Below are 18,152 nucleotides of genomic sequence, written 5' to 3' on the forward strand. Positions count from 1 at the left end.
AGGAAGGCAATCGCGCCCGGTGGCGCGGCCGGGCTTCAAACCCGGTTGGGGACGGCATCCGTTCCCGGGCAGGTTCGACTCCGGCTGCCTTCCGCCAATTACCGCAGCATTCATGACGCACTGAATCCCCTGTGGGAGCGAGCTTGCTCGCGAATGCGGTACGTCATTCAACATCTGTGTCGACGGATTGACCGCTTTCACGAGCAAGCTCGCTCCCACAGGGGGGGCGTTGTCGGCGGCTTCGTGGAGTCTTTCCAGTCGATGGATTCGTAGGTGACGTCGGCTCTGAGTCTGGGTTTGACCACCCGCCATCAAAGCCCCAACGGATACTGAATCACCACATAAATCCGGTCGATATCATCGCCTGCCTGTGCCTCATTCGCTCGGTGCGAGACGTGCGACAGCTGCACCGACAAATCCTTTGCCGCTCCCGATTGCACACTGTATTTCAGGTCGATATCCCGTTCCCAATGTTTGCCGCCAGCGCCTTGCTGCGGCTGATAGTCGCCGGTGTCGGCATCGAACGGGTTGTACGCGCTGCCCTTGGGCGCGTGGGTGCCGTCGATGTGGCTGCCGCGAACATATCGGGTCATGAAGGTCAGGCCGGGGATGCCGAAGGCGCCGAGGTCAAGGTCGTAGCGTGCTTGCCAGGAACGTTCACCGGCGCCGTTGAAGTCGGTGTATTTGATCGAGTTGGCGAGGTAGATCGAGTCGCCGCCCACGAAATCGAACGGTGTATCGCCATTGATGCGTTGCCAGCCGAGCATCACTCCATGCGGGCCAAAGTTGTACTTGCCGGACAGGCTGAACGCCGTGTTATCGATGGCGCCGGCCAGCGCGCGGCCGGTATCGCGGGTGCGGTAGAGGTTGGCGTCGAGCAGCAGGCCGGACTGTTTGACGTGCAGATTGGCGTAATACTGATGCCAGGTGTCTGTCAGTTCCGAAGCGTACAGCGAACCACCGACGGGTCTGTCGCCATACAGGTCGGCGCCGAGAAAACTGATTCCGCCGGCCTCAGTGGTGGCGCCGTAGCCGGAAAAGTCGCCGTGGCTTGAAGAACTGTCCTGATTCTTGAACGCGGTGAAGTGTCCGGCCGTGAGGTTTACGTTGTCGATTTCACGGCTGTTCAACAGTAAACCTGTGGCGTATTCCGGTTGCAGGCGTTTGTCCGAGGTGTCGAACACCGGGGTTTCCACGGTCATCTCGCCGAACGCGAGGGTCGTTCGCGAAACCTTGAGTTTGAACGCGCCGCCGGCGCTGGAGTAGTTCGGTTCACTGCGACCGCTGCTGTCGACCGGCAACAGCCCCGTGCCGGAATGACCTTTGCCGCCGTCGAGTTTCAGGCCGAGAAAGGCGTGGGCATCGATGCCAAAACCGATGCTGCCCGGTGTGTAGCCAGAGGTGAACGTGCCAATAAAACCCTGGGCCCATTCCTGCTTATAGTTTTTGCCGGAGGGCGAGGGCGAGCGGTAGTCGTTGCTCAGGAAGAAGTTGCGGCTGAGCACATCGGTTTTGGCGTCGTTGAAGAAGTCGCTGGCGAAAACAGTGTCGGTCGCTGCGCAAAGCAGGGCCAACAGTGCAAAGCGTGGTGTCGAGGGAGCCATCGAGGGAGACCGACAATCAGGGAAGGTCGCTGATGATGGGCACAATCAATCGGGCCGGATTGAGCGAATGTGCTGGGTTCAGTCGAATGCCCTTGTGGGAGCTAGCCTGCTAGCGAAGGCGGTCTGCCAATCGACAATGATGTTGAATGACACTCCGCTTTCGTTAGCAGGCTAGCTCCCACAGGGGGTATGCGTTACAGCACGCCATACTCGCGAGCGGTGCGATCCACCGCGATACGCGTCTTGTCGACCAATTCATCCAGCTCCGCCCGCGTAGCGATCAGTGCCGGGGCCATGATCATTCGGCCTAGCGTCGATCGAATGATCAGGCCTTCCTCAAAACCAATGGTGCGGCAGCGCCAGGCGATGTCGTTCTCGTTGGCAAAGCGCTTGCGGGTGGCTTTGTCTTCGGCGAATTGCAATGCCGCCACCAGCCCGACGCCCTGAACCTCGCCCACCAGCGGATGGTTGCCGAACACTTCGCGCAGGCAGTTCTGCAAGTACGGGCCGGTGTCGTTTTTGACCTGTGTGACCACGCCTTCATCGCGCAAGGCCTTGAGGTTGGCGATGGCTACCGCCGCCGCCACCGGGTGACCGGAATAGGTCAGGCCGTGAGCGAACACGCCGCCTTTTTCCACCAGCGCTTCGGCCATGCGTCGCGACAGGATCAGGCCGCCCATGGGGATGTAGCCGGAGGTCAGGCCTTTGGCGATCGATAGCGTGTCCGGTTCAAAACCGAAGGCCTGGTGCGCAAACCATTCGCCGGTGCGACCAAACCCGCCAATCACTTCGTCGGCGCACAGCAACACGTCGTACTTGCGGCAGATGCGCTGGATTTCCGGCCAGTAAGTGGCGGGCGGGATGATCATGCCGCCAGCGCCCTGGAACGGTTCAGCGACGAATGCGGCGACCTTGTCGGCGCCCAGTTCGAGGATCTTGTCTTCCAGTTGCCGCGCTGCCTGCAGGCCGAACTCTTCGGGGCTGAGGTTGCCTTCGTGGGCGAACCAGTATGGTTCGTCGATGTGCGCGACGTCAGGGATGGTGCCGCCCATTTCGTGCATGAATTTCATGCCGCCCAGCGCCGTCGCGGCCAGCGTCGAGCCGTGGTAGCCGTTCCAGCGGCCGATCATGATTTTCTTCTCGGGCTGGCCCATCACCTGCCAGAACTTGCGCACGGTGCGGATCAGCACTTCGTTGGCTTCGGAGCCGGAGTTGGTGTAGATCGCGTGGCTGTAGTGCCTGGGCAGCAGGCTGAACAGCAGTTCGGAGAGCTCGATCACCTGCGGGTGAGTGGTGTGGAAGAACATGTTGTAGTAGGGCAGTTGTTGCAGCTGCGCGGTCGCGGCGGCGGCCAGATCCTTGCGTCCGTAGCCAAGGTTGGTGCACCACAGGCCGGACATGCCGTCCAGGTAACGTTTGCCGTCGTTGTCCCACAGCGCCAGGCGATCCCCGCTGACCATCACCCGCGGGCCTTCCTCGTTGAGCGCCTTCTGGTCGACGAAGGCGTGAATGTGGTGGGCGGCGTCGGCGGCCTGGTAATCGCGGGTGCTGCGGGTCGGATCGAATTCGGCGGACATGGCGGTTCTCCAGAGAAACGGGGCAAGTGAGTGCGCGTTCATTCCAGCGGTGCACGGCTAATATTTGTCACTTAAAAATATTTTTGTAAAGAAAATATTTGTCGGTGAAAAAAGAAATCCGTAGGCTGACGCCCATCAGCAAGACAGGACACCAGCACCATGAGCGGGCTCAGAGAACGGCAAAAGGAACAGCGCAGGGAAGTCATTGCGCAGGCGGCGCTGGAGCTGTTCATCAGTAACGGCTTCGGCGCGACCACGCTGGAGCAAATCGCCAATCAGGCCGGGGTTTCCGCGCCAACGGTGGTCAATTATTTCGGTGGTAAACAGGAAATTTTGCTGGCCTTGCTCAAACAGCCGGACGAGCAGGCGATGCGCGATGCGCGGGCCAATCTGGACGACGACAGTGATCCGCTGGAGGCGCTGTGCGAGTTCGAAGGCTTGATGACCGACTACCAACTGCAAGCAATGCCGGCCTCGCTGTGGCGTGAATTGGCGCCGTTTCTGCTGACCGGCGAGCTGGCTCAGGTGTTGAGTCCTTGGAATGCGGCGGTGATCGAAGAAACCAAAGCGCTGCTCGGGCATTTCCAGACGCAGGGCAAGCTGCGTGCGTCGGTCGATCTGGACGTGGCGGCGACGCTGTTCAACCAGTACGCGAACATGGCGTTCATCCGTTTGGCGACCCAGGAAGTGCCGGACCGACCGGCGCATGCCTTGCACATGCGCGGGGTGTTGACGCTGTTGTGTCACGGCATGCTGGAAGGTTGAACGGACTGACAGGTCCGACCCGTCAGAGGCGAAGGCTGTCCGCAGAGTGAATGACAGCAATGAAGAAATACTGTCATCACCCTCATCCTGCAAGCCGATCTGACAACCGTTCAGCGCTCAACTACGCTGCCTTACGTATTCCTCTGACACCCGGGCGTAAGGAAACACGCGCATGCGAAGCAGGCTGCTGGCGGTAGCGATGATGGTCTGTGCCTTGCTCGGGTCCGCAGGTGGCTGGGCGCTTGAGGAGACGGCAAAGCCTGCGAATGAAGCGGTGGAGCTGAAGGTCGCCAACCGCAGCATCATGCTGTTTCGCGCGACGCTGCTGGGCGAATCGCCGGCGACGCGGGTCAAGCGAGCGAAGACGGTCATCACCGAGGCGCTGGACGAGTCAGAGAATCTGACGGTCTCGATCGACCCGATCCAGAACAGCTACATGGTTTTACTGGGCGACAAGCGTGCGTTCATCGTCGCGCCCAAGGACGTTGATGGCCTCGAATACGCCTCAGTACAGCAGGCTGCCGAAGGCGCGGCCGAGAAACTGCGCCAGGTGGTCACTGAAACCGGGGAGGCGCGCAGCCTGCATCTGATCCTCAGGTCTTTGGCGCTGGTGGCAGCGTCCACGGTGATCTATGTCGGCTTGCTCTGGTGCCTGGCCTACCTGCGTCGCAAGTTGCTGAGCAAATTGCCCGAGTTGATGGAGCGCCATACCCAGGTGCTGAAAGTCGGGCGGGTGCAGTTGATCGACGCCAATTTCCTTTATCCGTTGGTCAGTCGCCTACTGTTGGTGTTGCGTTGGCTGGTGATTGCGCTACTGACCTATGAATGGCTCGGGTTTGTCCTGTCGCGATTTCCCTACACCCGGCCGTGGGGTGAAAGCCTCAACAACTACCTGTTCGAGTTGGCCGGCTATCTGCTGGATGGGATTGTCGGGGCGATTCCCGGGCTCGGCGTGGCGCTGGCCATTTTCTTTATCGCCCGTGGGGTGACGGCGTTTGCCCGGCGCATTTTGCGGCGCATGGCGACCCCGGGCACCTTCAGTTGGCTGAACCATGAGACCTTGCAACCGACCCAACGCCTGACCTCGCTGGCCATCTGGCTGTTTGCCCTGGCGATGGCGTATCCGTATCTGCCGGGCGCCGGCACCGATGCGTTCAAGGGCTTGTCGGTGCTGATCGGCCTGATGATTTCCCTCGGTGCTACCAGTGTGGTGGGGCAGGCGGCAGCCGGATTGATCCTGACCTACACGCGCACTTTGCGCCCCGGCGAGTTCGTCAGGATCGGCGAATATGAAGGCACCGTCACCGAGCTGGGCATGTTCACTACACGCATCCGCACCGGGTTGGGTGAAGTGCTGACGCTGCCCAATTCGATGATCACCGGCACCGTCACCAAAAACTACTCGCGGACCGTGAAGGGGCCCGGTTACGTGGTCGATACCGTGGTCACCATCGGTTACGACACCCCCTGGCGGCAGGTCGAGGCGATGTTGCTGGAGGCGGCTCGCCGCACGCCGGGTGTTCTGGAAGACCCGCCGGCTCAGGTGTTCCAGACTGCCTTGTCGGATTTCTATCCCGAATATCGCTTGGTGGCGCAGGCCATTCCGAGCCAGCCGCGCCCGCGTGCGGTGTTGCTGAGCATGCTTCACGCCAATATTCAGGATGTGTTCAACGAATATGGCGTGCAGATCATGTCGCCGCATTATCTGGATGACCCGCAGCAAGAGAAGCGAGTGCCGAAGGACAAGTGGTTCACGGCCCCCGCACAAAAGCCGGAGGGTCAGGATTTGCCTTAGTCAGTGCCGTTCTTTGGGGGGCGTCAGCGCCGGATCGCGGCATACGACTTGCCCAGATCGCTGGCCCAACCATCCAGCACGCCTTTGACGTCATCGGCAGTCAGCACTTGTTTGTCGTTTTCCAGCGGCACGCCGGTACCCTTGCGCACCACTTCGGCGACCACTTCGCCGGTGGAGCCGTCCTCGAACGAGACTTCGGTGGTGATTTCGCTGTCCTGATCGCGGATGCCGGTGGCGGTGCTCACGCCGGCGGCAACCAGGGTCACCGGCAGCCATTCATACAAGCGCAAGTCCTGGGTGCTGGCGGCGACGCGGGTAATCGCGGGTCTGACGGTCAGGGTATTCGGCCCGGGTTGCGATACCAGGTGCATGACCTTGCCCAGCTCCAGCCTGAGCGCGGCGTCGTAGTAGTCGGTGACGCCGGACAGCGTGCTCAGCGGAACTCGCTCGGTCGGCGCGACGCTGGGGTAGAACTGACTGGGCGCCAGATAGGCCTGGGTGTAACGCCCTCGGGCCAGCGCCGGGCTGACCCAGCCCAGCACGGTCTGCCCGGATGGCGATGTGTGCTCGCTCAGCACGCTGTAATCGTGCAGAAATCCCGTGTACTTCTGCGGTTCAACGGTTTTGCTGCTGCAGGCCGACAGGCTCAGAGACGCTGTGCACATCAGTGTCATCAAGCAATGGCTTTTTATCATGCGAATCCTTGTTTTGCGCTTTTTGACCCGCGTCGTTCAAGCGCGGGCAGTGATTGGGGAGGAGAGCGGCGGGGTGTTGTCCGAGCATTCGATGTGCAGCTGGCCGTGGCTCATGATCCACTGGATGAGGTCGGCGGTCGGAATCGAATGCACGTACTCCACCCATCGGGCGTCTGCCGGGTCGTACTGTTCGAAATAGCGGCGCAGGACGATACGGCTTTGGTCATCTGACAGGCCCAGGCAGAACTCCTGAAACAGCAACGGCGTATTCTGATCAGGCGCGCTGGTGCGCTGGCTGAGAATCAACGGATAGCGGGCGTCGTGGCCCTCGGCGGTGTACCTGTCGTGCAATGCGCTCATTGAATGCCCCCCGGTTGTCGATGGCGAGCAGAGTGCCTGAGGGGTTTTGCCGCAGCATGTCCGCTTGATGTCCGCGACGAAGGAATGTTGCTCGATTGAAATGTATGACCTGGCGGCCAGAATGGTTTTAGATGCGTTCTTTTTTGGCCTGAGGATCCTGTGCCCGTGAGCAGACTGCTGATCGTCGACGATGACGTGGAAATTCTCGCCCTGCTGAAGAAGTTCTTCGTCCAGCACGCCTACGAGGTCGATGTCGCCGCTGATGGCGCAGCGATGTGGGCGGCGATTGCCCAGCAGCGCCCGGACACGATCATTCTCGATCTGATGCTGCCCGGTGAAGGCGGCCTGAGCCTGTGCCAGAAAGTGCGGGCGCAGATGGGCATTCCGATCATCATGCTGACTGCCATGGGCGAATTGAGCGACCGGATTGTCGGCCTCGAACTGGGCGCCGACGACTACGTCACCAAACCGTTTGCCCCGCGTGAACTGCTGGCCCGTCTGCGCGCCGTGCAGCGTCGTGCCGGTGAGCAGGTCAGCCCTGTCAGCGAACCTTCGCGACCGGTGATTGCTTTCGCCGGTTGGCATCTGGATATCACTTGTCGCGAACTGCGCTCCCCGGAAAACGTGATGATTCCGCTGTCCGGTGGCGAGTTTGATCTGCTGGTGGTGTTTCTCGAACACCCGCAACGCATTCTCACCCGCGAGCAACTGATCGACCTGTCTCGCGGCCAGGGCCACGACGCCTTTGATCGCAGCATCGACGTGCAGGTCAGCCGCTTGCGCCGCAAGATCGAGCCGGACAGCAAGCGTCCGGACCTGATCCGCACCGTGCGCAACGGCGGTTACCTGTTCACCGCCAAGGTCACGCGCGCATGATCCGTCGCTTCCTGCGCCGTGATCCGCTGAGTCGGCGGATCGCCCTGACCATCGTCGCGGCCATGCTCGCTTCGCTGGCGCTCAATTTTCTGTTCGTGGAGGTGGCCGGGACCTGGGCGCGACCACCGATTGAGCGCACCGGGTTGCTGGAGCAGATTGCGGCGACCGTCAAAGTGATCGAGGCTGCACCAGCGCCTTTACGCCCGAAACTCGCGCACGCGGCAACCGGCCCGACGCAGGAGGTGACGTGGAGTGCGCAACGTGACGAACTCGGATTGCCAGCAGGGGGTACGCAGCTGATCGCCAACAAGACGTCGGGGTTGCATCAGTTGCTGGGTGATGAGCGAGACATTCGGGTGTTCAATCCCGCCGACTGGCCGAGCGGCAGTACGCTGGCGCGCTACGCGGCGCTGATTCAACTGCCGGATGCCAGCTGGTTGTTGTTCTCTTCGCCCGAGCGCTCCTGGGGCCTGGACATCGGCACACGCATCGCGATCATCATCGCCCTCGGTCTGATCGCCACCGTGCTGGTGGCCTGGCTGGCCACGCAGCAACTGGCCAAACCGCTGCAACGCTTTGCCAGTGCCGCCCGCCGCTTTGGCGGTGATCTGCGCGCGCCGCCGATAAAAGTCGAAGGCCCGGACGAGATCCGCCAGGCAATCATCGCTTTCAACACCATGCAGGCGCAGATCCAGCATTACATCAGCGAGCGCACGCACATGCTCGCGTCGATCTCCCACGACTTGCGTGCGCCGCTGACCCGCATGCGCCTGCGCAGCGAGTTCATGGAGGACTTTGATCATCAGGGCAAACTGATCCGCGACATTGAAGAAATGCAGTCGATGATCAACGCTGCGCTGGCGTTCTTTCGGGAAGACACTCAGCCGGAACAGAGCACTGCGTTCGACCTGTCGGAGTTGCTGCAGACCATCATCGACGACTACCGCGACCAGAACATCGCCATCGATTTCCATGGCCCGGCGCATCTGGTCTACGAGGGCCGCCCGCTGGGAATCAAGCGTGTGATCGTCAATCTGCTGGATAACGCCGAAAAGTACGCGCAGCAGCCGGCCATTACCTTGAGCAGCGATGGCTACAGCGTTTGCGTTGACGTCAGCGACGAGGGGCCGGGGATTCCCGAAGCGTCGTTGCAGCGGGTGTTCGACCCGTTCTTCCGCCTGGAAACCTCGCGCAACCGGGAAACCGGTGGCGTCGGGCTCGGGTTGTCGGCGGCGCGGGCGATCGTGCAAGAGCAGGGTGGCGAACTGACGTTGAGTAATCGCAGCAGCGGCGGCTTGCAGGCTCGGGTTGAGTTGCCGCTGTAGCACCTCAGGCCTGAGGTGCGAAACATCCCGCTGTTATGGCGACCCTGATAACGGGTGAAAAACGCTTTGCTGCTTGTCGCTATGAAATTTGTTCTGTAGATTTTCATGAAATTATAAGAAATAAATTTCATGAGGCGCCGAATGTTTCAGCAATCCCAGCAGCATGTCGCCAGTTATTACGCCCACAGTTGCGCCGATATTCTCAGCACACGGCCGGCGCTGGAAGGCGCGCACGACACCGAAGTGGTGATCATCGGCGCCGGATTCAGCGGGCTGCATACCGCGCTGCGTCTGGCTTTGGCCGGCAAGCGCGTCACTGTGCTCGAAGCCAGTCGCGTGGCGTGGGCCGCGTCGGGACGCAATGGCGGGCAGGCGATTCTGGGCTGGTCGTGCGACATGCCGCCGCTGGAAGCTGCGCTCGGCTATGAGCGCGCCCGTCGCCTATGGGACGGCATGCGCTGGGCCGCGCAGGAACTGCGTGAATTGCCCGGGCGGCATGGTTTCGATTGCGACTATCGCCCCGGCCATTTGTGGACGTCGGTGATGCCGCGTCGGGTCAGCCTGCTGACTGAATGGCAACACGAAGCCCGTCACAAATGGGGCCATGACGGTCTGCAATTCATTTCCCGTGAAGACCTGCCGCAATGGGTCGCCAGCGATCGTTATCAGGCGGGGCTCTTTGACGCCGAAGGCGCGCACCTCAATCCGCTGAAACTGGCGCTTGGCCTGGCCGCCGCCATCGAGCGCGCCGGCGGGCGTATTCATGAGCAAAGCAAAGCGCTGAGTTATCAGCAGGAGGGCGACGGTTTCCGGGTCAATACCGAACGCGGTTCGGTGACGGCCGACGTGCTGGTGCTGGCCTGCAACGCCTATCTTGATGAACTTGATCCGCAACTCTCCCGTTGCATCCTGCCGGTCGGCACTTATCAAGTCGCCACCGCGCCACTGACCCCGGAGCAAGCCATCGCGCTGCTGCCGAGCAACGTCTGCGTGACCGACAACCAGTTCGTCCTCGACTACTTCCGCCGCACACCGGACAACCGCTTGTTGTTCGGCGGCGGCTGCACCTATCTGGGTGGCATGCCCAAGGACATTGCGGCGGCGACCCGGCCGTTTCTCGAACGGGTGTTCCCGCAACTCAAGGGCGTTGAATTGCAATTCGCCTGGGGCGGGCACATCGACCTGACCATGAACCGTACGCCGGATGTCGGTGGCGAGGGCAACCGTTATTGGCTTCAGGGTTATTCGGGGCATGGCGTGCTGCCGACACTGGCCGCCGCCCGCGCGGTGTCCGATGCAATTCTCGGCGAGACGGATGAACTGGCGTTGTATCAGGGCGTGAGCAATGGCCGTTTCCCCGGCGGCAAGCACTTCGCAGCACCGCTGGAAGCCATCGGCAAGGCCTGGTATCGGCTGCGCGACAGTATTTGATGAGATTTTGACCATGAACAAGCAAGAAGAAATCGCCGCGCTGGCGATCCTGATCCACGACCTGCGCAAGCACAAGAAATGCACCCTCAAGGAACTGGCGGACAAAATCGGCCGTTCGGTGGGGTTTCTCTCGCAAGTCGAACGCGGCCTGTCGCGCCCGACCGTGGCCGACCTCACCGCGATCAGCGAAACCCTCGGCGTGCCGACCACCTATTTCTACAGCCTGCCCAAACCCAGACAAGTGCCGTGGGTCACCCGTCCGGACGAGCGCCGCACGCTGTATTACGCCAGCGGCATTACCGACATTCTGGTGTCGCCGCAGATGCGCGCCTCGTTCTCGATGCTCGAAAGTCATCTGGAACCGGGCGCGAGCAGCGGTGACCGGCACATGAGCGACAGCTCGGAGCAGGGCGGTTACGTCCTCGAAGGCGAGCTGACCTTGTGGCTGGGCAACGACGACGAACCGGTGACCTTGAGCGCCGGCGACAGCTTTCAATTCGACAGTCACACCCATTGCCGCTACGGCAACCTCACCGGGCAGCTCACTCGCGTGCTCTGGGTCTACACCTGATAACAACAAAGGATGAATACGATGGACGCTGTCTGCTCTGATCTGCTCGCTGAAGTGCGCGCGTTTCGCCAACGCTACCCCGAGGTACGCTATGTCGACCTGATTTCCCTGGACATTCCGGGGCATTTTTACGGCAAGCGCTATCCGGTGGACATGCTCGAAAAAGTCGCGGCGGGCAGCGCCTTGAAACTGCCGCAGAACTGCGTGTTGCTGGGCGTGCAGGGCGGTCTGTTCAAGATCGGCGATTACTGCTTCAACGACGGTGATCCGGACGCTGTGCGCCGCTTGGTGCCCGGCACACTCAAGCCCGTGACCTGGGAAAGTCAACCGCTGGGGCAAATGCTGATCACCTCCGACGGCACCGCCAAACCGATCGAATTCGAACCCCGCGAGGTATTGGCGAAAGTGCTGGATCGACTGGCAGCCAAGGGTATTCACCCGGTGGTGGCCTTCGAACTGGAGTTCTACTTATTCGACAAAAAACTTCGCGACGGGCTGCCGCAATTCCCGCGGGATGAGCTGACCGACGACGCCGATGATCAGCCGAACATGCACATCGAACGCCTCTCGCGTTTCGCCCCGGTGCTTGACGACATGGTTGAAGCGACGCGGGCGCAGGGCATCGACGCCACGGTGATTACCGCAGAGCTGGGGCCGGGCCAGTTCGAAATCAATTTCGGCCACCTGGATGACGGTTTGCGCGCCGCCGACTGGGCGGCGCTGTTCTGTCGCAGCACCCGCGGCGTTGCGCTCAAGCACGGCTATCGCGCCAGTTTCATGGCCAAGCCGTACGTGCAGCATCCGGGTAGCGGCATGCATGTGCATGTCAGCCTGTATGACGCCGCCGGCAACAATCTGCTGGCCGCCAATCACCAACAGCCGCTGCGCCACGCGGTGGCGGGGTGCCTGGATCTGCTGCCGCACAGCATGCCGATCTTCGCGCCGAACCAGAACGCCATGCGCCGTTTGAGCGGCACGGTGAACACTGCGACCAAAGCGAGCTGGGGTTACGAGGATCGTGACGCCTGCCTGCGCATCCCCGAGTCGGACACGAAAAACCTGCGCATCGAATACCGACTGGCCGGCGCTGACGCCAACCCGTATCTGGTGCTGGCGGCGATTCTGGTAGGCCTGGAACATGGTCTGGAATCAGGCAAGGAACCGATCCCGCCCCTCAACGACGACCGCAACAGCGGCATCGACTTTCCGACGGAGATCCTCGACGCGGTGCGCGCCTTGCAGCATCAGCCACAACTGCGTGCGGGACTGGGCGCCGAGTTTGTCGACGTGTATTGCGAGAACAAACGTCAGGATCACCTGGCATTCATGCAGGAGATCAGTGCGCGGGAGTATCGCTGGTATTTGTGATCACTGGTTCAGTGACTTCTTCAGCCCTTCACCAAAACCAATACGGCAAAAACTTCGGTGTGGGTTCGATCATGAGTTCCAGGTGATAGGTGATCGGGTTGAAGAAAAACATATCCAGTATCAGAAATGCCGCTACGCCAAACGACAGCGTCATGAACTCGCGATAGGGATGCTCGGCGAAATACTGGTGTTTGCCATGGTAGAAGCTCAGTAGCGCAGACAATCCCAAGACTACGCCCAGGTAGTTGGGTTGTAACGAAACATCGGCGAAGTTGTTGTAGACCAGCACCGCCACCAGCATCCCCAACCCAAGCAGGGGCAACTTCAGGCAGACGTTGAGCAGGCCGTTTTTGGCGCGGACGAAGGCGGCTTCCTTGCTGACGAAGAGGTAAGCGGCCAGCAGTGAAATTGCCGGGGTGATTGCCAGGATGTAGCGTGCTTTCTTGGAACTCGGAAGAGTGAACAGCACCAGCAGCACTAGCAGCCAGCCGGTTAGATAGCGCAGCAGGTCGATGTTTCTATCGCGGTTCGAACGGAAGAACAGTTTGTACTTCTTGAGAATGACGTTGATGGCGTAAAACACCGTGATGCCGTAGGTCAGCAGACCTGCCGAGAAGTAGAAGTAATAGCGTGGCGCGTGGTCGGAACCGAAGCGTGCGATGCCCTGCATGTTCAGCACTTCGTCGAGGAACGCTGGCCCTCCTTGCACGTAGGCCGCCCAGGCCAGTAACACCACCCCAACAGTCAGAATCACCCCCGAGAGCAGTGAAAACAGCAGCAACATGCGCCACTGCCGGCTCAGTAAGTAATAAGCGCCAATGACACTCGCAGGTCCGATCAAGCCGATAGGCCCACGAAAAGCGAAACCCAGTGCCAGCCCGACGTACAGAAACACCAGGCGGCGCGGGTCTTTTTTGATTTCGGCCGTATAGGCAAAGTAGAAGCACATCACCGTTAACAGCGCCGGATAGATATCCAGTGCCAGCGAGTTGACGCCGTCGAGAAAAGCCCAGGTCAGCAGGCTGAAAAGAACGCCGTACGCCCCCCACTTCTTGCTGTGCAGCGCGCCCAGTCGATAAATGAATACCAGCATCAGCGACGCGGCCACGCAGGACGGAAAACCCATGGAAAGAACGGATACCCGGCCGAATGGCAAGGACACCAGGTAGACCAACAAGGTATTGAGGACCGTGTAGTCGGGATAGGGTTTGAGGTCTTCGGCGATCGGGAACAGTGTGATGCCGTGCAGCAACATGTAGTCGGCAAAGTCGACAAAGCGTGTTGTGTAGTTGAGGACCGCGGGTTTGTACTGCAATGCCATGAACACGGCCAGTGTCATGAAAAAAATGCTCAGGCATGGATTTCTTGCAATCAATCCTTTCAGCAACACTGCCCGCCAAGTGCGCTCGACCACAAGCGGGGCATCATATCGATCCATCGTTAATCCTTTGCTGCAGTTGTTCTTTTTGCCCGCAATCCTGGAAGCCCGGTAACGCCGGAAGTGAAGTTATGTGTTTCGCAAAATTGGATTTGAGCCTAGTCCAGGGTGAGGACTATTCAAGCATGACGTGCCTAAACACACCCTGAACAAGACGGGTTAAAGTCGATGAAAACGTCATTAACGAAGAGCGTGTTATAGGGCTTTCTACATTTAGTTGTCGGCAATTTTGGCGCTGGGTAGAAAAGCTCCGATGTGCATTGCCTCCCGCTTGGCTAAATAACCCGACCCTTTTTCGGCGGCGAATGGTCGGCCAGCCCGGTTCTGGCGGTTTGCAGCAACCGGGCGAACGCCGCTTTGTCTATTGGCCGACTCATGAAATAGCCCTGAACCTCGTTGCACTGATCCTTGCCCAGAATCGCCAGTTGCTCCTCGGTTTCCACGCCTTCGGCGGTGACGGTCAGGCCCATGGCTTTACCCAGGCCGATGATCGCCTGGACCACGGCGCGATCGTTGGCGCCGTTGCTGATCGAGGCGATGAAGCGCTTGTCGATCTTGATCCCGTCGAACGGGTAGGCGCGCAGGTAGCCGAGAGACGAATAGCCGGTGCCAAAGTCGTCCATGTTCAGGCGCACGCCGAGTTGCTTGAGCGCATTCATCGTGGCCAGCGCGCCGTCGGTGTCGACGAGCATCACGTTTTCGGTGATTTCCAGTTCCAGGCGACTGGCCGGGAAACGGGTCTGGATCAGCGCTTCGCGCACGTCTTCGACGACATCGCTGAGGGCGAACTGTGCCGGGGACAGGTTGACTGACAGGAGGATGTCTGACGGCCATTCGAGTGCGGTTTCACAGGCTTCGCGCAACACCCAGCGTCCCAGCGCCACGATCAGATCGGTCTGTTCCGCCAGGCCGATGAACACGTCCGGGCCCAGCAGGCCCTTGGTCGGGTGCTGCCAGCGCACCAGCGCCTCAACCGAGACGATGTGCTTGCCGTCGACGGTGTAGCGCGGCTGGTAATGCAGAATGAATTCGTCGTTTTTCAGCGCGCCGCGCAGGTCGCTTTCCATTTGCCGGCGGGTCTGGATCTGGTCGTTCATGTGCGCTTCGAAATAGCACCAGGTGTTTTTGCCCTCGGACTTGGCCTGATAGAGCGCGATGTCGGCGCAACGGATCAACTCGCTGGGCACGAAGCCCTGGCGGCGGCTCAGGGCGATACCGATGCTGGCCCCGACGTGCAACGGATGGTGCTCGAAGAGCATCGGTTGATGCAGGCTCTCGACCAGCCGCATACAGAACCGGTCGACTTCCTGCCGAGTGTCCATGCCATTGAGCACCACAACGAATTCGTCGCCACCCAGGCGTGCGACGATGTCGTGCTCGCGGGTGCATTCGCGCAGACGACTGGCGACTTCCTGCAACACCGCGTCGCCTGCCGGATGGCCGAGGGAGTCGTTGATCGGCTTGAAGTTGTCCAGGTCGATCACCAGCAGCGACAGCGGCGGCGCGTGCTCCTTGAGCAACAGCGCCTCATCCAGATAACGCGCCAACTGGTTGCGATTGGGCAGGCCGGTGAGGGCGTCGTGCATCGACAGGTGCTGGATCTGCGCATGGGCGGCGACTTCGTCGGTGATGTCGCTGGCGGTGCCGCGATAGCCGACCACGGTGTGCTTCTCGATAATTGGCCTCGCCGACAGTCGACAGTGGCGTTGCTGCCCGGCGTGATCGCGGTAGGTGCAACGCAAGTCGCTGGCATTGCTGTCCTCGGTGAGTTTCTTCAGCCACAGCTCCAGCGGCGTGGTATCGCACGACACCAATTGCCCAATGCCCTGGCCCAGCCACTCGCTTTGCGGGTAGCCAGTCACTTCGCTGAAGCGCGCCGAGAGATAGGTCAGGCGCAAGTGTCTGTCGACTTCCCAGATCCAGTCCGACGCCGCTTCGGCGACCGCGCGAAACCGTTCTTCACTGGCTTCCAGCGCATGGTTGGCCGCCTCCAGCGCCTGATTCGAAGCCTGCAAGGTGCTGAAACTGTGGTCGACGTAGGTTGAAGATCGCACGGCGTGACGCAAGAAATAGGCGGTCAACAGCATCAGCACGGCCAGCACGGCGCCAAGCGTGGGCAGCAGTGACCACAGCAGTTGCCGGCCGGGACGTTCGAGGTCTGCGCTGAGGCTGTAACCGGTGTTGTTCAGCGACACCCGAGGCTGTTCGTCGGCAAGCGTGTCATCCGCCGTAAGTTTCAGGTTTTGCAGGCCATAGGCAGTGCCGATCGCCTGCAGTTTGGCAGGCGTCAGCTTGTCGACGAACACCAGCACCGAGGTCTGTGTCGGATCGCCCACCGGACGTTCGTCGTTGGGCAGAATTGCCGCTGCCGTAACCAGTGCCGGCCATCCGTCGAACAGCGAATAGGTATTGATCGGTACAGTCAGATCAGCCTGGTTTTGCACCTGATCAATCAATGACGCGGCAGAAGCCTTGAGCAGACTGCCGACGTCCACGTCGGCGAGTTGTCCTTGCACGACGGCGTACTTCGTGCGGCTGCGATCCAGCACAAACACGCCGTCGTAACCGTCGCTGGTGAACAGGGTCTTGCCGATGTTCTGCTGGGTGTAGGCCCAGTCGGTATCGACGTGGGTGTGCAAGTGTTCGTAAGCCGTGGTCCAGTCGGCATAGCTGGTGATGTAGCTTTTGGAGGTCGCGATGCGATTTTCCAGGGCGCGGGCCGTATAGAAGCGGGTTTGCTCGACATCCTCGCGATCCAGGCGAGCGGCAATGCTGAGCAGGGTGCCAATCGCAGCAATCACCCCGACGATAAACAGCGTGGCGACCGCAAATGCCAGGCGGCGGGTAATGGCGCTTTGCTGAGGCGGAACCGGCGTGGCAGGAGCGAAACTGTCCATATGCTCGTCCTTGGTAGCTAGGGTTTGCTCATCTGGAACAGCGGCCCGAGCGCATTGTTCAATCTGTTGTTGGCAATGGCGCTGCGGCGGATTTCTCAAGCGTAGTGAATACGCGGGGATTTTGCCTCTGGCGCAACGTCATTGCGCTCTGAGCAACTGCCCCAAGACCTCCAATTCTCCTTTCTCCACATCCGACACCAGCACGAAACGCATATGAGCGGCCTGCCACGAGACCACGTTGAATCCGCGCACGCTGTGACTCTGCACGGCTTGGTCCGCCTCATTCGTCGGCAGGATGAACAGGTTGATGATGTGCTTGGCATGCCCGTAGCTCAGGGCGGCGGTGGTCTGGTGTTGCAGGTAATCCAGACGCCCGCCAAGCAAGGGGAAGCCTTGCGCCGTGTAGTCGAATACCGGCGGCGAGAAATCGAGTTTGCCGGTGAACCACGGTTTGACGGTGTGGCGATCGGACGACACCACGTCGTTGAGGTGTTCGCCCATCAACGAGCGTACGTGGCTGGACACGGCTTCGTCGATCAAGGGTTGCTCGCTGCCGGGAGTGGCGACATACAGCACCAGCGCCAGAGCCAGCGCGGCGGCGGAAAAGGCCGGGGCCAGCCATTTTTGCCAGCGCTGGATGAACCTCGGCTCAGGTTTGTCTGCGGCGAACACGCTCGCCGCCAATGCAGCGGGCGCGGGGTAGTAGGGTACATGGCGCTTCACGCTGACCTTGAGCAACTTCGCTTGCTCGTGCAGCTGCACGCATTCGGCACAGGTGCTCAAGTGCGCGGTCACCTGCGCCGCCGTCGCCGAATCCAGTTCCTGATCCAGATAGCCGTGCAACTGTGTCTGGCAAACCGCGCAGTCGAGTTCATTCATGATCGTGCAACTTCAGTAGTTCGAGCTTGAGCAGGGCACGTGCCCGGGCCAGTCTGGACATGACGGTGCCAATCGGAATATCGACCACCAGGGCGATGTCCTTGTAAGGCATGTCTTCGAGTTCCTTGAGCACAATCACCTCGCGAAACACCGGCGGCAGGGCACTCAGCGCCTGCTGGAGCAAGGCGGCATTTTCCATGTGAATGGCCAGCAGTTCCGGGGTCTGGCTGTGGCTCAGCGGGCCTTCGTCAGCGACCCGGTCGTCATCGATGGCGACCCAATGGCGCCCGGCCGAAGCCTTGAGCCAGGTGTAGCTTTCGTTGCGCACGATGGTCAGAAACCACGCCTTGGCGTTGCCATCGGCGAAACGTTGCAAAAACCGGAAGGCGCGCAGGGCGCTTTCCTGCACGACGTCGCGCGCAGCGCTGTCGTTGCCAGTAAGCCAGCGCGCAAGGTTGTAGGCCGCGTCCAGATGGGGCGCAATCAATTCCTCAAATCGCTTCATGGTCGGTTCCGCACCGTCACCCCCCTGTAACCGCGCTGCGGCGGGTTTTATTCGCGCCAGAACATT

15 protein-coding genes and 1 tRNA gene are annotated in these 18,152 nt (G+C 60.6%); 8 read left to right on the top strand and 8 right to left on the bottom strand.

Annotated elements, in window-relative coordinates; genetic code table 11:
* Window position 1 precedes the first annotated feature (1 nt).
* A tRNA-Sec gene (locus ACTJKS_RS06490) sits at window positions 2-97 on the top strand.
* Window positions 98-311: 214 nt separating this feature from the next.
* Here ACTJKS_RS06490 and ACTJKS_RS06495 read toward each other — a convergent pair.
* Window positions 312-1,604, bottom strand: coding sequence for an OprD family porin (locus ACTJKS_RS06495; protein ID WP_108182751.1), 1,293 nt, complete (start codon window positions 1,602-1,604; stop codon window positions 312-314).
* A gap of 194 nt (window positions 1,605-1,798) precedes the next feature.
* Window positions 1,799-3,181: an aspartate aminotransferase family protein gene (locus tag ACTJKS_RS06500; protein ID WP_108182750.1), complete on the bottom strand. Its 1,383-nt coding sequence runs from the start codon at window positions 3,179-3,181 to the stop codon at window positions 1,799-1,801.
* A 159-nt stretch (window positions 3,182-3,340) separates the two neighbouring features.
* On the opposite strand from ACTJKS_RS06500, the gene ACTJKS_RS06505 reads away from it, so the two are divergent.
* Both ACTJKS_RS06505 and ACTJKS_RS06510 read left to right on the top strand, forming a co-directional pair.
* A complete protein-coding gene (locus ACTJKS_RS06505) occupies window positions 3,341-3,946 on the top strand; it encodes a TetR/AcrR family transcriptional regulator (RefSeq protein WP_108182749.1) in 606 nt (201 codons plus the stop codon).
* A gap of 172 nt (window positions 3,947-4,118) precedes the next feature.
* On the top strand, window positions 4,119-5,741 hold the full coding sequence (locus ACTJKS_RS06510) for a mechanosensitive ion channel family protein (RefSeq protein WP_108182748.1): 1,623 nt from the start codon (window positions 4,119-4,121) through the stop codon (window positions 5,739-5,741).
* A gap of 23 nt (window positions 5,742-5,764) precedes the next feature.
* On the opposite strand, the gene ACTJKS_RS06515 is transcribed toward ACTJKS_RS06510, so the two are convergent.
* Window positions 5,765-6,406 (bottom strand): DUF3313 domain-containing protein, encoded by a 642-nt coding sequence (locus ACTJKS_RS06515; protein ID WP_411157849.1) that lies wholly within the window; start codon window positions 6,404-6,406, stop codon window positions 5,765-5,767.
* Between the two features lie 66 nt (window positions 6,407-6,472).
* Window positions 6,473-6,796 (bottom strand): hypothetical protein, encoded by a 324-nt coding sequence (locus tag ACTJKS_RS06520; RefSeq protein WP_041064083.1) that lies wholly within the window; start codon window positions 6,794-6,796, stop codon window positions 6,473-6,475.
* A 165-nt stretch (window positions 6,797-6,961) separates the two neighbouring features.
* On the opposite strand from ACTJKS_RS06520, the gene ACTJKS_RS06525 reads away from it, so the two are divergent.
* From ACTJKS_RS06525 to ACTJKS_RS06545, 5 genes are all read left to right on the top strand, one after another.
* The gene (locus tag ACTJKS_RS06525; protein ID WP_041064082.1) at window positions 6,962-7,672 is read left to right on the top strand and encodes a response regulator; all 711 of its coding nucleotides are present in this window, start codon (window positions 6,962-6,964) and stop codon (window positions 7,670-7,672) included.
* On the top strand, window positions 7,669-8,997 hold the full coding sequence (locus ACTJKS_RS06530; RefSeq protein WP_262947810.1) for an ATP-binding protein: 1,329 nt from the start codon (window positions 7,669-7,671) through the stop codon (window positions 8,995-8,997). The genes ACTJKS_RS06525 and ACTJKS_RS06530 overlap by 4 nt, the downstream gene beginning before the upstream one ends.
* A gap of 141 nt (window positions 8,998-9,138) precedes the next feature.
* Window positions 9,139-10,428, top strand: coding sequence for an NAD(P)/FAD-dependent oxidoreductase (locus ACTJKS_RS06535; RefSeq protein ID WP_440828805.1), 1,290 nt, complete (start codon window positions 9,139-9,141; stop codon window positions 10,426-10,428).
* 13 nt (window positions 10,429-10,441) lie between these two features.
* Complete coding sequence (locus ACTJKS_RS06540; RefSeq protein ID WP_198758051.1) at window positions 10,442-10,999, top strand: helix-turn-helix domain-containing protein; 558 nt, start codon at window positions 10,442-10,444, stop codon at window positions 10,997-10,999.
* A gap of 21 nt (window positions 11,000-11,020) precedes the next feature.
* Window positions 11,021-12,367: a glutamine synthetase family protein gene (locus ACTJKS_RS06545; RefSeq protein WP_108182743.1), complete on the top strand. Its 1,347-nt coding sequence runs from the start codon at window positions 11,021-11,023 to the stop codon at window positions 12,365-12,367.
* A gap of 28 nt (window positions 12,368-12,395) precedes the next feature.
* On the opposite strand, the gene ACTJKS_RS06550 is transcribed toward ACTJKS_RS06545, so the two are convergent.
* The 4 genes from ACTJKS_RS06550 to ACTJKS_RS06565 all read right to left on the bottom strand — a co-directional run bounded on the left by ACTJKS_RS06550 (window position 12,396) and on the right by ACTJKS_RS06565 (window position 18,086).
* The gene (locus ACTJKS_RS06550) at window positions 12,396-13,706 is read right to left on the bottom strand and encodes an ArnT family glycosyltransferase (protein ID WP_108184395.1); all 1,311 of its coding nucleotides are present in this window, start codon (window positions 13,704-13,706) and stop codon (window positions 12,396-12,398) included.
* Window positions 13,707-14,080: 374 nt separating this feature from the next.
* Entirely contained in the window at window positions 14,081-16,702 is a 2,622-nt protein-coding gene (locus ACTJKS_RS06555; protein ID WP_108182742.1) for a bifunctional diguanylate cyclase/phosphodiesterase, read from the bottom strand.
* A gap of 138 nt (window positions 16,703-16,840) precedes the next feature.
* The gene (locus tag ACTJKS_RS06560; RefSeq protein ID WP_108182741.1) at window positions 16,841-17,581 is read right to left on the bottom strand and encodes an anti-sigma factor family protein; all 741 of its coding nucleotides are present in this window, start codon (window positions 17,579-17,581) and stop codon (window positions 16,841-16,843) included.
* Window positions 17,574-18,086, bottom strand: coding sequence for a sigma-70 family RNA polymerase sigma factor (locus tag ACTJKS_RS06565; protein ID WP_041064046.1), 513 nt, complete (start codon window positions 18,084-18,086; stop codon window positions 17,574-17,576). Before ACTJKS_RS06565 ends, ACTJKS_RS06560 begins: the two co-directional genes overlap by 8 nt.
* Between the last annotated feature and the right edge of the window lie 66 nt (window positions 18,087-18,152).

The organism is Pseudomonas sp. 22189 (assembly GCF_052045635.1).
GTDB lineage: Bacteria > Pseudomonadota > Gammaproteobacteria > Pseudomonadales > Pseudomonadaceae > Aquipseudomonas > Aquipseudomonas parakoreensis.

Coding starts and splice junctions, on each gene's coding strand:
- ACTJKS_RS06495 (WP_108182751.1), bottom strand. CDS start 1,604: ATGGCTCCCTCGACACCACGCTTTGCACTGTTGGCCCTGCTTTGCGCA.
- ACTJKS_RS06500 (WP_108182750.1), bottom strand. CDS start 3,181: ATGTCCGCCGAATTCGATCCGACCCGCAGCACCCGCGATTACCAGGCC.
- ACTJKS_RS06505 (WP_108182749.1), top strand. CDS start 3,341: ATGAGCGGGCTCAGAGAACGGCAAAAGGAACAGCGCAGGGAAGTCATT.
- ACTJKS_RS06510 (WP_108182748.1), top strand. CDS start 4,119: ATGCGAAGCAGGCTGCTGGCGGTAGCGATGATGGTCTGTGCCTTGCTC.
- ACTJKS_RS06515 (WP_411157849.1), bottom strand. CDS start 6,406: ATGTGCACAGCGTCTCTGAGCCTGTCGGCCTGCAGCAGCAAAACCGTT.
- ACTJKS_RS06520 (WP_041064083.1), bottom strand. CDS start 6,796: ATGAGCGCATTGCACGACAGGTACACCGCCGAGGGCCACGACGCCCGC.
- ACTJKS_RS06530 (WP_262947810.1), top strand. CDS start 7,669: ATGATCCGTCGCTTCCTGCGCCGTGATCCGCTGAGTCGGCGGATCGCC.
- ACTJKS_RS06535 (WP_440828805.1), top strand. CDS start 9,139: ATGTTTCAGCAATCCCAGCAGCATGTCGCCAGTTATTACGCCCACAGT.
- ACTJKS_RS06540 (WP_198758051.1), top strand. CDS start 10,442: ATGAACAAGCAAGAAGAAATCGCCGCGCTGGCGATCCTGATCCACGAC.
- ACTJKS_RS06545 (WP_108182743.1), top strand. CDS start 11,021: ATGGACGCTGTCTGCTCTGATCTGCTCGCTGAAGTGCGCGCGTTTCGC.
- ACTJKS_RS06550 (WP_108184395.1), bottom strand. CDS start 13,706: ATGACACTGGCCGTGTTCATGGCATTGCAGTACAAACCCGCGGTCCTC.
- ACTJKS_RS06555 (WP_108182742.1), bottom strand. CDS start 16,702: ATGGACAGTTTCGCTCCTGCCACGCCGGTTCCGCCTCAGCAAAGCGCC.
- ACTJKS_RS06560 (WP_108182741.1), bottom strand. CDS start 17,581: ATGAATGAACTCGACTGCGCGGTTTGCCAGACACAGTTGCACGGCTAT.
- ACTJKS_RS06565 (WP_041064046.1), bottom strand. CDS start 18,086: ATGAAGCGATTTGAGGAATTGATTGCGCCCCATCTGGACGCGGCCTAC.